This is a genomic window from uncultured Pontibacter sp. (genome assembly GCF_947499215.1).
In the GTDB taxonomy this organism is placed as follows: domain Bacteria; phylum Bacteroidota; class Bacteroidia; order Cytophagales; family Hymenobacteraceae; genus Pontibacter.
Map to the genome: position 1 here is coordinate 601,404 of NZ_CANMNI010000002.1, position 13,183 is coordinate 614,586.

11 protein-coding genes are annotated in these 13,183 nt (G+C 46.5%); 3 read left to right on the top strand and 8 right to left on the bottom strand.

All coding sequences use genetic code 11. The features are described 5' to 3' along the window. Nucleotides 1-6: 6 nt before the first annotated feature. A complete protein-coding gene (locus tag Q1A04_RS10665) occupies nucleotides 7-669 on the top strand; it encodes a PA-phosphatase (protein WP_299705207.1) in 663 nt (220 codons plus the stop codon). Between the two features lie 238 nt (nucleotides 670-907). On the opposite strand, the gene Q1A04_RS10670 is transcribed toward Q1A04_RS10665, so the two are convergent. From Q1A04_RS10670 to Q1A04_RS19045, 7 genes are all read right to left on the bottom strand, one after another. Then, entirely contained in the window at nucleotides 908-3,307 is a 2,400-nt protein-coding gene (locus tag Q1A04_RS10670; protein ID WP_299705210.1) for a prolyl oligopeptidase family serine peptidase, read from the bottom strand. A 74-nt stretch (nucleotides 3,308-3,381) separates the two neighbouring features. Beyond that, nucleotides 3,382-5,052: an amidase gene (locus tag Q1A04_RS10675; protein ID WP_299705213.1), complete on the bottom strand. Its 1,671-nt coding sequence runs from the start codon at nucleotides 5,050-5,052 to the stop codon at nucleotides 3,382-3,384. 268 nt (nucleotides 5,053-5,320) lie between these two features. Next, complete coding sequence (locus Q1A04_RS10680; RefSeq protein ID WP_299705215.1) at nucleotides 5,321-6,157, bottom strand: Calx-beta domain-containing protein; 837 nt, start codon at nucleotides 6,155-6,157, stop codon at nucleotides 5,321-5,323. Nucleotides 6,158-6,174: 17 nt separating this feature from the next. After that, nucleotides 6,175-7,635, bottom strand: coding sequence for a RagB/SusD family nutrient uptake outer membrane protein (locus Q1A04_RS10685; RefSeq protein ID WP_299705217.1), 1,461 nt, complete (start codon nucleotides 7,633-7,635; stop codon nucleotides 6,175-6,177). 31 nt (nucleotides 7,636-7,666) lie between these two features. Next, entirely contained in the window at nucleotides 7,667-10,678 is a 3,012-nt protein-coding gene (locus Q1A04_RS10690; protein WP_299705220.1) for a TonB-dependent receptor, read from the bottom strand. 326 nt (nucleotides 10,679-11,004) lie between these two features. Next, nucleotides 11,005-11,391: a TM2 domain-containing protein gene (locus Q1A04_RS10695; RefSeq protein WP_299705222.1), complete on the bottom strand. Its 387-nt coding sequence runs from the start codon at nucleotides 11,389-11,391 to the stop codon at nucleotides 11,005-11,007. A 3-nt stretch (nucleotides 11,392-11,394) separates the two neighbouring features. Next, a complete protein-coding gene (locus Q1A04_RS19045) occupies nucleotides 11,395-11,898 on the bottom strand; it encodes a DUF2752 domain-containing protein (protein WP_366943858.1) in 504 nt (167 codons plus the stop codon). Between Q1A04_RS19045 and Q1A04_RS10705 the strand changes: the two genes are divergently transcribed. Next, the gene (locus Q1A04_RS10705) at nucleotides 11,840-12,055 is read left to right on the top strand and encodes a DUF2892 domain-containing protein (protein WP_299705225.1); all 216 of its coding nucleotides are present in this window, start codon (nucleotides 11,840-11,842) and stop codon (nucleotides 12,053-12,055) included. The genes Q1A04_RS19045 and Q1A04_RS10705 overlap by 59 nt on opposite strands. 73 nt (nucleotides 12,056-12,128) lie before the next feature. Then, nucleotides 12,129-12,662, top strand: a complete 534-nt coding sequence (locus Q1A04_RS10710; RefSeq protein WP_299705228.1) for a dihydrofolate reductase family protein — start codon at nucleotides 12,129-12,131, stop codon at nucleotides 12,660-12,662. A 134-nt stretch (nucleotides 12,663-12,796) separates the two neighbouring features. Here Q1A04_RS10710 and Q1A04_RS10715 read toward each other — a convergent pair whose 3' ends face one another. Continuing rightward, on the bottom strand, nucleotides 12,797-13,033 hold the full coding sequence (locus Q1A04_RS10715) for a hypothetical protein (protein WP_299705231.1): 237 nt from the start codon (nucleotides 13,031-13,033) through the stop codon (nucleotides 12,797-12,799). Nucleotides 13,034-13,183 lie beyond the last annotated feature (150 nt).

The following is a 13,183-nucleotide window of genomic DNA, read 5'->3' on the forward strand; positions in this document are numbered from 1 at the left end:
GTAGGTATGAGGGCGCTCCTACTTAGCCTCAGCTTATTTATTTACCTAAGCCTGTCAGGTATCTGCCAAGCACAAACTATTGCGCCTTACAAAACAGACTGGGTAAAAGACGGCGCTATAACAGCTGGAGGTATAGGTATGACTGTAGTGGGAAGCACCATACTTTTAAATAAAGAGCGACTGACAGAAGAAGACTTACTACGGGTAGACAGAAACCAAGTGAACAGGTTCGACCGATTTGCCGCTGGCAACTACAACGCAACGGCTGAGCAGATAAGTGATTTTCCGTTTTATGGCTCTTTTGTAGCTCCTTTGTTTTTGCTTCTGGATGATGGTGTAAAGCAGCAGGCCCCGCAAGTGTTCTTGCTGTATGGGCAGGCTATGTCCATTACCGGAGCACTATTCAGCATGTCAGCGGGACTTACGGAGCGAAAGCGACCCAGTGTATATGCTACCGATGCCCCATTGGAGGCTAGGCTGCACAAATATGCCACCAACTCTTTTTTCGGCGGTCACGTTGCTGCCACTGCGTCGGCTACGTTTTTTGCTGCCAAGGTCTTCCATGACTTTAACCCCGACTCCCCGGCCCGCCATTATGTATGGGTCGCTGCGGCTATCACACCTGCTGCGGTTGGGTATTTACGAATGGAGGCTGGAAGCATTTTCTGAGCGATAACATCATTGGCTATACCTTAGGGGCAGCTGTAGGCATACTGGTTCCGCAGCTACACAAGAAAACCAATAATTCAGGCTTTTCTCTTGTTCCAGTCAAGACGCTTACGCATGATGGAGCAGCCCTTACCTATACCTTCTAATGCTTGTAAAATCGCTTATCCCTATGGTAAGGCACAAACAGAAAAGCGCACGGCAATAAGTTGCCGTGCGCTTTTCTGTTTTTAGGTATAGCTTACTTCTTCAGGTTCTCTTCGAAGAGCTTGTAAATACGCTTGTACTCATCGGTCCAGCTGGCAGGCTCCGTAAAGCCATGGTCCTCTACAGGGTATACAGCCAGTTCCCAGTTGTCTTTCCCCAATTCAATGAGGCGCTGAGTCAGGCGCACCACATCTTGGAAGTGCACGTTCGTATCCACCATACCGTGGCAGATTAACAGAGCACCTTTTAGGCCCTCGGCATAATAGATCGGAGAGCTTTTAGCATAGGCCAAGCTGTCGAGCTGCGGCACGTTTAGGATGTTAGATGTATAGCCGTGGTTGTAATGCGCCCAATCGGTAACTGATCTTAACGCTGCACCGGCGGCAAACACGTCCGGCTCTGTGAACATGGCCATCAGCGTGATGAAGCCGCCGTACGAACCGCCGTAAATACCGATGCGCTTCGGATCCACATTGTACTTGTCAGCCAAAAGCTTGGCACCATCCACGTGGTCGCTCAGATCTTTGCCACCCATAAACTGGTAGATGCCGGTACGCACATCGCGGCCGTAGCCTGCGCTTCCGCGGTAGTCAATATCCAACACGGTGTAGCCATTGTCGGCCAAGAAGTTGTGGAACATATACTCTCTGAAATAAGAGCTCCACCATTTGTGCGCATTTTGCAGATAACCGGCACCATGCACAAAAATCACAGCCGGGCCATTGGCAACAGCCTTCTCGGGACGGTAAAGGCGGGCATACACGTCTACGCCGTCGCTTGCTTTAAAGCTGATCACTTCCGGATCGCGCCAATCGTATGACTTAAACTCCTCGGTAAGCGACTGTGTCACCTGACGTGGCTTGGCTCCTCTTTTGTTGTCCTGCACGTAGAGTTCCCATGGCTTATTGCTGTAGGAGTAGCGTATGGCCAAGTTCTTCTCGTCAGGTGAAAGCGTAACCTCATGCGCGCCAGTGCCTGTTGTCAGCTGTGTCATTTCGCCGCCCTTCAACGGCATTCTGTAAAAGTGCTTCTCGCCCGGATGTACCTTGTTGGCCGTGAAGTACCAGTTCTTTTTGTCTTTTGAGATCTGAGGTCCTGAAATCTCAAACTGTCCGCTCGTCAGAGCCTTCTTGCTGCCATTGTTTACATTCAAGGTATAGAGATGAGAATAGCCACTCTCCTCCGACTGGAACCAAACATGCTCGTTGTCCGGCATCCAACCGATATCGCCAGCACCATAGCCTATACCCGGGCCGCTGATCCAAGCCTCGTCACGCTGACGATCGAGTGTGGTCAGTTTGCCTGTTGCCGGGTCCAGTTTCAGAATCCAGCGGTCTTTGTTGTCGGCTGCGCGAGCCACCATCACGGCATGCTTGCCATTGTCAGACCAAATCGGACCGAAAACCACCACCCCGCGCATTTCCGGCTTCACAGGTTTAGTGGCCGGCTCTTTCGCTGTGCTTGCTTTGGCGTCTTTATCGCGCAGGTAGGCCGGTAGATCGTTTATACCTTCTAAGTCTTTCAATTGCAGCGCATAGGTAGTATCGCGGCTGATGTCGTACACATAAGACTCATACGTCGCCTGTGCGTCGCCTACTTTGGTTCGCGTGTTGATGTCTTCGGTATAGCCTGATGAAGTCACAAAGTCTGGCACAATGGCCACTTTGGCGTTCTTAGGGCGCGTAACCATTCGGTAAGAGATATAGCGTTCATCCGGACTCAGCACCATGTTATCCACTGACTTGTCGCCAATGTAGATCTCTTTGGGTCTGCTTGGGCTGTCCGCCTTTTGCTGCTTCTTAGCGGCCTCTTTGTCAGCCTCTCGCTCACGCACAATCTGCAAAAGGGCTAGTTGCTGCTCTTTCAGCCACTCACGCTGCGGGTCTTTCCCCTCACCGGCCGGCTTAGTTCCTTTTTTAAAGTCAGTAAGCTGCGCTAACTGTCCATTGGCAATCGTCCACAGGTATAAGTTGCCGTCTTTTATGAACGCCACTTTCTTTTCGTCATGGCTAAAAGAAGGGCTGCTCTCACGCTCTACCGTATTAGTGATCTGCTGCGTTTTGCCACTCTTGATGTCCAGCAAATAGACGTCACCGTTCTTTTCGTATACCTTCTGGGTTTTGGCTTTATTATAGCGGGCTCCATACGGGCTTGGCAACGAACGACGCTCCTGCGGGCTCACCTTCTTTAAGTTCTTGCCTTCGGCAGAAACACTGTAAAGCGAGTCATTGCGGTTAGCGTCCGGATTCCAGCTGAAGTAGATCTTCTTGCCGTCCTCAGACCAGAACACATTGCTTGGCGAGGTTCCAATCCAGTTCGGATCGCGCATGATCTTCTCCACACTCAATTTAGTGGCATCCTGCTGAGCCTGCACGGCCCCACCGGCCAGTACAAGCCATGACATGAGCAGTATGGCTCTCTTCTTAAAAAGCATAAGTTAGATTGTCTTGATTAGATTGATGTTAGCACTTGAAATTAAGTGTTATGACTGAATATGCCAAATATGGCCTACTTCGTTGTACTCAAAGCCATGGGAGGACGCTGTTCATCATGGCTTGTCAGGTCCTGATAGAGCTTAGCCAGCGCCAGTACGTTTGCCTCGCCGTATAGCTGCCCCATAAATGTGATGGTGGTTGGCATGCCGTTTTTCTGAAATCCGTTTGGCATGACCACACACGGGTGCCCACTCAGGTTCGTCATCACGAGGTTACTGCCTGCATAAGATGGGCTGATGTAGACATCAATTCCTTTCAGCTTCTCGTGCATTTGCTGTATGATGAGACTGCGCACGCGCTGGGCTTGCAAGTATTCCACGGCTGTCACGAAGCGTCCCGCCCTGAAAACATTAGGCCAAGCGTTCTTGTGCTGCTGCACCATCATGCTATCGCGACCACTCCGTGTGAGTTCGTCAAACGCAGCAGCCCCTTCCACAGAAATGGTCATGGTCAAGTCACGAGCAGGTAAATTTGGAAGCTCAATCGGCACCAGTTCTATACCTGCCTTACGTAGCGCCTCGAGCGTCGCCTTGTCGTTCTCCTTAAATGGGTACTCCCGGTCAAAGTCTTTGTGCAGATAGCCCACACGCAGTTTTTTCGGATTGATATTCTTATTATAGTTGAAGGGAGCATCGACAACAGTTAGATCCTTCCCATCAGGCCCATGGATGGCATTGAATACGATAGCACAGTCTTCAGCTGAACGGGCAATCGGTCCGATCTTGTCCATGGACCAGCTCAGGGCCATGGCACCGTGTCGGCTCACACGCCCGAAAGTTGGACGCAGGCCTGTGGTGCCGCAAGCTGTGGAAGGCGACACGATGGAGCCCAGCGTCTCAGTGCCAATTGCGAATGGGAGTAAACCGGCGGCAACTGCCGCAGCCGAGCCGGCTGACGATCCGCTAGACCCTTTGTTGATGTCCCATGGAGAACGGGTTTTGCCGCCATACCACACATCACCCATGGCAAGTTCGCCTAATGTTAATTTTGCCACTAATACGGCTCCTGCCTGCTCAAGCCGCTCTACCACGGTGGCATCGAGGTTAAGCTGCTGGTCTCGGTAAGGTACAGATCCCCATGTTGTCTTGTACCGCTTGGTGGCGAGCAAGTCCTTTACACCGTAAGGCATGCCATGCAGCATGCCCTTGTATCTTCCTGCTTTTATTTCCTGATCAGCTTTTCTGGCCTGCTCTAAAGCAAGTTCCTCTGTTAGGCTGGTAACGCACTGCAAGGTTGGTCCATGTTCCTTCAGGCGGTTTAGGAAGAACTTGGTTAATTCTTCGGAGCTGATCTGGCGGGTGCGGAGCAACTCTGCCAACTGCGGCACCGAGTAGAAAGCCAGCTCTTCCTTATTGGCAGGCAATTTTATACCTTTTCGTCGCTCCACCTCAAACTTTTCTCGCTTTTGCTCAAAGGTAAACCCAACCGGTACCGGATTGAACTGCAGCGCTGGCGCCACTTCATTCGGCAAAGGCTGTTCCCTAATGCGCTTATAACTGCTTCTGAACTCTTCCACACTGGTTGTAGCAGAGTCAAGCTGTGCATCCGTAAACTGTAGTCCTATCATTTGCTGCGCATTGCGTAGCACGTCCACTGTTATTTTATCATCGGCCAGTTTAGCTACAAAGGCCCCAGAAACGAAACAACTCAAGCCCAAAAGTGGGTATGCATATATCTTTTTCATTACTGCATTCTATGATTTGATACTAAAAATAAAGGATTTATGGCTCATTGACTATGCATCCGGAAAATATTCTCAAAACAAAGAAGCCGCCCTGTTTCCAGAGCGGCTTCTTTTGTTAAGCTGATTCTCTTTTTCCTTTGACTGCATTGATGCTGGTTTATCCTTCTAGTAATTTTTAGAAGGCTCAACATGAATGCCCAAATTACCATAAAAAAAGAGAGGCAGGATAACTCCTGCCTCTCTCTATTATGCTAAGATTAGCTTTAGGCTATTTCGTGAATGTAGCTCTATAGTTACCAAAGCTTCCCGCTGAAACGCGCACTCTGAAAGTTACAGTAAACTTGTTCTCGCATGGTATAATAGTTCCTAGAGGAGCTACTGTAGTTGCAAGTGACTCGATTACTGCCGGGCCGTAACCATAGAAGTTACCCGTTTCAAAGTTTTGAAGAGGAATTACTCCAGTTAGAGTTTCTTCATCCAATGTCACACGTACCGTTTTACCTTCACCCCAGAAATTAGTCACTAGGAATACAGTTGGGTCTTCCGGGTCTTGTGTGATATCAGACTTCGCTGAATAAGGATCCGTACCAGCCAAGTTATTGTAAGATGCATTGAACGTTCCTACAAAATTAGACGCTACAAACGGACAGTCATTGTCAATGATCGTAACAACCGTTGAGCCAGACTTGCTTTCGGTTCCAGGGTAACCAATTGTATAGTTCGCTGAATTACTACCGATCGCCAGATTGATAACTTTGTTACCATCAACTACGTCATTGTCAATAAGCTGAATCTTGATGGTATCAGAATATACTCCTTCTGCAAAAGACAGTGTGTTACCACCAATTACATTGTAGTGTTCTCCTTCTACTGCATCTCCACTAAGATTCACCTGCGCTGTTGTAGTGCCAGGATGAGAAGTAGTTGCCAAGAATACCGGGATATTAACTATAGCAGTTGCATTCTCATTTACCTGATAGGACTCTTTCTGATAGTGAATAAAATTATCCCCCTTGTAGGTAAACTCCTCCTGCTCGCAGGAAGTCATTGTAAACATTGCGCCTATAGCAAATATAGAAGCAATTAGTCTATTTATTTTCTTCATTATTTCCTCTGATTAAACTATTGTAAATAACCCGTGTTCTGCTGGGCGCCTATCGTTGGGTTTGCGAAGATCTCATCCTGCGGAATTGGGAAAGTAAAGCGGAAGTTTCCAGCAGGAATCGTGCAGTTAGATGCTGGAGCTACCGAGCAGTCTTCACCTCTTTCCAAAGCTAAGTTGAGACGCTTCAGGTCAAAGAAACGATGCCCTTCATATGCAAGCTCTTTTCTTCTTTCTTCTGCAATCGCATCCTTAAGCTCCTGACCAGTTAGGGTTACATCTTCGTATCCGGCTATTCTAGCGCTTCTTAGTGCGTTAAGATCAGCTAACGCTTGCGGATCATTCCCCAATGCAGCAAAAGCTTCAGCTCTTGTTGCATACATCTCTCCAGCACGGATTACATGGATATTGCTCAAACCTTTAATTTGCGCATCTACGTCAGAGTATTTCGTGATAGTGTACTCACCAGCCGCACGGCCAGGAGTGTAGGTAAAGTAAGATGAGAATCTCACGTCATCCGTTCTTTCATCTTCACCCTCTGTTTCGGCATCATCCTGACCAAATGTATTCAGGAGGCTCTGCGTTGGGTTCATGAAAGCTGTGTTAGAGTTAATTTCATAGAAAAGCTCTCCTACACGTGGATTAGTGGCATTCATGGCAAGCGTGAAGTAAGACTCGCCCATACCTGGTCTTTGCTTCCACATGGCTGCAAAGTTAGTTCTGTTAGCAAGACCCTTAGCGTTGATAGCCTCAGTAGCAAAATCAATTGCTTTCTGATACTGCTTCTGGTACAATGCTACTCGAGCCTGAATAGCTGCAGCGGCAGCGTCAGTGAATCGGTTAGGACCCACAGCGTCGTTACTCATTAGACCTTTTGCATCTACTAAGTCCGCATTGATTTGGTCATAAACCTCTTTTACAGAGTTACGGCCAGGCTCACTGATTTTAGACTCTAGCAAAATCGGCACACCAAAGTGGCTAGCATCTGCAGTCGCATCGTAACGATCGGCATACAGTCTTACCAAGTCATGGTAGGCAAGGGCTCGTGCTACAAGTGCTTCGCCTTTTATCTGGTTTTTAACGGCTTGATCACCTTCTACTGCATCGACTCTGTTGATAACGATGTTCGCTCTGTCGATCACTCTGTAAATGGTTGTCCAGATAGCAGAAGCTTCGTTGTTAGTGGATGCAAACGTGTAGTTGTGCAGCTCTGCACCTTGACCACGGTTATCCAACGAACGACGGGCATTGTCTCCTAAGTAAGCAATATCTACTTCCCATGATGTACCATAATAGCTTCCAGACGTCATACCTGAATAGATACCGTTCAGTGCTAACTGGAAGTCACTTAAAGTTGTAAGCGCGACGTCAGCAACCAGTTGGTCCTGTGGCGTTACATCCAGCATATCGTCGCATGAGGTTGTTGCCATGAACAACCCCAACGACAATGCTACATATCTTAAATTCTTATAGATTTTCATTTTAATACTTTTAAAAAACTCAACTTCTTACTTAGAATGTAACATCAACACCTACAGTGTATGTGCGAGGCATTGGGTACTGCGCCATTTGGATGTTGTTATCATCCTCTGGGTCAAAGCCCGTGTAGTTTGTTACAGTAAACAAGTTTTGGCCTTGTAGGAACACTCTTGCATTGCTGATAAATGCTTTCTGAGTAAGTGCTGAAGGAAGGCTATAAGCCAACGTCAGGTTACGAAGACGCAAGTAAGAGGCATCCTCAAGGTCTTGGCTTGAGAACTGTCTTGGGGCATCCCAACGAGCAAACTCTGTTACATCACCTGGCTGCTTCCATGCATTAAGCAATCTAGCATCTTGGTTGTAACCAGCAAATGAAGCTGGGTTTGTGAAGAAGAATGTGTTGTTGTTAAACAACTGGTTTCCTTGCACGAACGAGAAGAAGGCTGCTAGCTCAAGTCTCTTATAAGACATGTTGGAGTTGAAACCACCTGTGTGAGGAGGGTTAAACGTACCGTGTGTGTTATAAACAGCCTGACCATAATCATTTGTGATACCACCGTTAGCATCTAGGTAAAGAGGATCTCCATTAGCCGGGTTTACACCAGCGTATGATGGGATGTAGTGTGTACCCAGTGGAAGGCCTTTGCGGATGATAGATGTACCCGCCTCAAATTCTTCTACCTGCATTAGATCCAAGATCTCATTGTCGTTGTAACCGTAGTTCACACCTAGGTTCCAAACAAAGTCATTTGAACGGATTACATCAGCGTTCAAGCCTACTTCGATACCTCTGTTTCTCATTTTACCTGCGTTACGCTGCAGTGTGGTGAAACCAGATGTACGTGACAACTGCGTGCTGATGAACAGGTCGCTTGTGATGTTGTTGTATACATCAAATGTACCACTGATTCTTCTGTTCAGGAATGAAAAGTCGAGACCTACGTTGGCACTGTTCAGCACTTCCCACTTAAGATCTGGGTTGTCTGGTGTAGATGGGTTCGGAGCAATACCTTGCTGACCATTGTAACTCACGATAGAGAACTGGCCAAGGCGCTCGAAGTCACCAATACCCTCTTGGTTACCTGATGTACCGTAGCTGGCACGCAGCTTCAAGTTGTCAAGTGCGCCGAAGTTCTGCATGAAGTTCTCTTCGGAAATGTTCCATGAAGCACCAACTGACCAGAACGTTGCGTATCTGTTGTTAGCACCAAAGCGTGAAGAACCGTCACGACGAATACCTGCACTTAGGTTATATTTTCCGTCCAAGGTATAGTTACCATTAAAGAAAGAAGATATTAGTGCGCTTTCGCTGTTAGTACCACCTACTACTGGGATCATGTCAGCATTACCTTGTGTAATACCTGCTGGTGTCCAGATCTTGTCATTAAGGCCATAACCTGTGTAGGTTGTGCTCTTGAATGTTTCTTTGTTTACCTCGCCACCAGCTAAGAGATCGATAAAGTGACGCTCACCTAATGCTTTCTTGTAGTTCAAAGTAGTAGTGGAGATGAACTTAGTTCTTCTGTTTGAAGCTTGGTTCAAGCTACCCTTCTTACCTACAGAGGCGTCACCAGGAATTGTGTTAGGCTGTATAAGACGGTCGAACTCTCTTGTTCTGTAGTCAACACCTGTCACATTTCTCAGCTTAAGCTCCTTTAGGATGTCAAATTCTGCGTATGCGCTTGTTACTGCCTTCAGTTCCTTTCTGTCGTTGGTAGTAGCCTGAATTCTGTCGAAAGCTCTGCCACCTACGTTGGTAGTCACTGTATTGATCTCTCCAGTTTCAGGATCTCTCAACAAGTCATAAGGGTTAGCTAAGTATACTGCCAAAACTGGGTTAGCCAAGGCGGCCGCACCTTCTGACTCAATACTTGCCTGCTCAGAGTAACCAGCAGAAGCATTCACACCAAATCTGAAACGGTTCTGCGTGTCATGGTCGATGTTGATACGAGTAGTGTAGCGCTCTAAGTCAGAGCGAAGCATAATACCTTCTTGGTTGAAATAAGCACCAGAGATGTAGAATCTTGTCTTGGCATCACCACCAGAAGCATTTACTTCGTGGCTTTGTGTCTTGCCATTTCTGAAGAATACTTTCTGCCAGTCTTCATTGTTTTCAGACAAACCTTCTTTCAAAGAGTTGATCTGATCGATTGACAGGTAGTTAGCGTGTGTTGGTGCTAGGTTATTTCTAGAATACCAGCCACCTACTGTACCTCTGTACATGCCTTTAGAGGCAAGGAAAGTCTCATACTCAATTTTCTCAGTCGTGTTCATTTGGTTGAACTCAGCACGAGTTGGAGTTGAGTAACCCTGCATGCCACGGTAAGTAAATGTAGTTTTGCCGGCAGTACCTCTTTTCGTTGTGATCACGATTACACCGTTAGCGGCACGTGAACCATAAAGAGAAGTTGATGCGGCATCTTTCAGGATGTTTACACTGGCGATGTCGTTAGGGTTAATCGTAGCAAATACGTTTGCATCGATCGGAACACCGTCCATGATGTAAAGCGGGTCGTTCGAGCTGCTGATTGAACCGTTACCTCTGATACGCACTCTTGCAGTAGAACCAGGCTGACCCGATCCAGCAGAAACCTGCAGACCAGGAGCACGTCCCTGAAGAATCTGATCAAATGTCGCGATAGGCACCTGCTCTATCGATTTTGAATTAACAGTAGACACAGAACCAGTGATTTTCTCAACCGCTTGCTCTGTATAACCAGTAATTACAACTTCTGAGAGTTGCTTGTTATCTAGCTGCAGGGCTACATCAATATTATTTCCTGCACCTACAGCAACTTCTTTGGTTATGTAACCAATATAGCGAAACACTAAAGTGTTCGCATCTCCCGGTACATTTACACTAAATGTTCCGTCCGCACTAGTAGCTGTACCTGTAGAGGTACCTTTAACGACAACGGAAACCCCTGGAAGAGGTGATCCATCCCCTGCCCCCGTAACTTTACCTGTTATTGTCCGACTCTGTGCCACAACTTGACCCAAAAGCGCAAACAAAAACAAGAAGTTAAGTAGTAATACTTTCTTCATAAACTACACTTGTTTTGTTAGGTTGTTGATAATAGATTAGATAATAGAATAAATAATAGAATAGTTCTAATTCCAAATATAAGAAGATTTTATCTTTTACAAAACCTTCTTAAAATTAATTCGTAGAGTTTTTCTTGCTCAAAAAAGTGCTTTAACACACATAAAACGGCATTTAGAGACTTGGCCACTATATTAGACTCTAAAATTTCACAATTTTTATGAGATTTATTTTACACATTTAAAACCTCAATAGAGTTAAATAAGCAAAATAAATTTACTTAATACATCAGATGTTATAACAACAATAAAATGTGCATCGATCTTACTTATGCACCATATCCTCCTGTGTTTCCATAAGACCCGAATTGAGCCATCACCATAGCATGCGCTTGCTGCGCCTCCTTTATATTGTACTCGAAAGCAAGCCTTTTATAATTGATCACATCTACTATAGTACCAATGAAGCAAAGACCAGCTGTAAACAGATATAGCAATCCCATGCCTATGTGACCAAGCACAAAGCGGTGCACACCGGCAACCCCGAAAAAACCAATGATGCACGTAATAAGAACCAGAAGCGGATCGCGACGGCGGGATCTGTACACAGACACGAACTGCTGCGCTTCTTGGTCCGACATAGAGCTCAGCAAGCCTTGCACATAGGCCATTTCATCAGGCTCGAGTTCGGGCATTAAATTAAAGACATTTGCCATAGTTTATAATTTATAATGATGTAGGTATAATTTATAGGATTGAGTCACCAGAACCACAATGCGCCGACCCAGCAAGAGCACTGCAGGCAATCCCAGAGGATGAGCCTGCCAAGAAGCGACGATTTCACCTCTGAATAGGAAGGCGATACTATGCCCTAACCCGCAGCCCAGACACTTTGCCTCCCACAACCAACTTACCGGGCATAGACTGAACAAGTGGCCCTCACCGGGCTCCATAAAAGCCAGCAGCAACAGGCCTACTGTCCAACAAACTGCCTCAGGCATTCCCCCCAGCACACTATAGCGGGAGTTATTTTGGTTTTTTGTCTGCATTGCATCTATAAGGTATAATATAAATACAATATGTGCAAACCAATTGAAGCGCAATTGCACAACTAAGCGCCAGCTTCTACTCGTATGAGTTATAAAAAAACAATAATAGAGTAAGATGGAATGCAACGTTGGAATGACCGAACAGAAATTGCGCGTACTGGCAGGCTTGGCCATAATTGGTATGGGCGCATACTATAATATTAAAGGCTTATCCTTATTGGGAGCTATACCTATTGTTACGGGCATGCTGCGCTACTGCCCTATCAACCACGCGATCGGCTATAACGGCTGCATCGGTGAGCAGCATCGTGTAAAGAGTGCTGTTCTGTAAGGGGCCAATCATTACATTATCTTTGTGGGCATATACACATAATCCCAACCCCTGTGTCCATACCTAATCTGCTATGAGAAAGATTATCCTGTACATTGCCGCCAGCACGGACGGCTACATTGCCCGCCCCGACGGCAACATCGACTGGCTGCAAGACAAGAAATACAACATCCCGGACGAGGATTTTGGCTACACGGCGTTTATGCAGACCATCGATACCACCCTGATGGGGCACAATACCTATAAAGAGGTCATGGGTTTTGATATGCCCTTCCCCTACCCTGACTTGAAAAACTATGTTTTCAGCCGCTCTGAACAGCAAGACACAGAGCATGTCTCTTTTGTGAAAGACGGTGTAGTGGACTTCATCGAAAAACTGAAAGAGCAACCCGGCAAGGACATCTGGCTTATCGGCGGCGGACAGCTCAACGCCACCGTGCTCAATGCCGGACTCTTGGACGAGATCATCCTGACTTATATACCTATTATACTGGGCAAGGGCATTCCACTCTTTGCGGAAGAGGCACAGGAGCACAAACTGAAACTGATTCCAACGGAGAACAAGCTGTATCGCAACGGGTTTCTACAGGTCAGGTACAGTTGCTAGCACACGCAGGAGCCCCGCCTTGATTGCTCAAAGCGGGGCTCTTTTGCGGTTGATGCTGATGTTTTTGGGTGTTTTATGCTCTCCCTTTCAATCGGAATTATGTTGTATACTGGAAAGCGCCTTTTTGTAATTGGTTATGAAGCTTTAGGCAGATCCGGATTGGGGTTAGCCCGGTCTTGCTCTTCTTGATTTCTTTTCAGCTCTTCGGCTTTTTTACGCTCTAACTCAATTCGTTCATCATCCATCATCTCTTGGTTGATCGCTTCGGAGAACTGTCTGGTAAATCCAAAATTGTTTTCCTCTGACCTTACATCGTAGTTTCCAGTATTAAAGAATAATCCTGAAAGGTAGCCTCTTCTATGTCGTTTCATCTCACACACTCCTTTCTATTAAAGTAACGGCCGCTACGTTTTACTGATAGTTTATACTATGTTATACGTAAATACCACAAAATAAGCCTCTTATTATAGGTATTATTACGAAGCCCACCCTCACAGAACAAAGGCCAAAAAAAAAAGCCT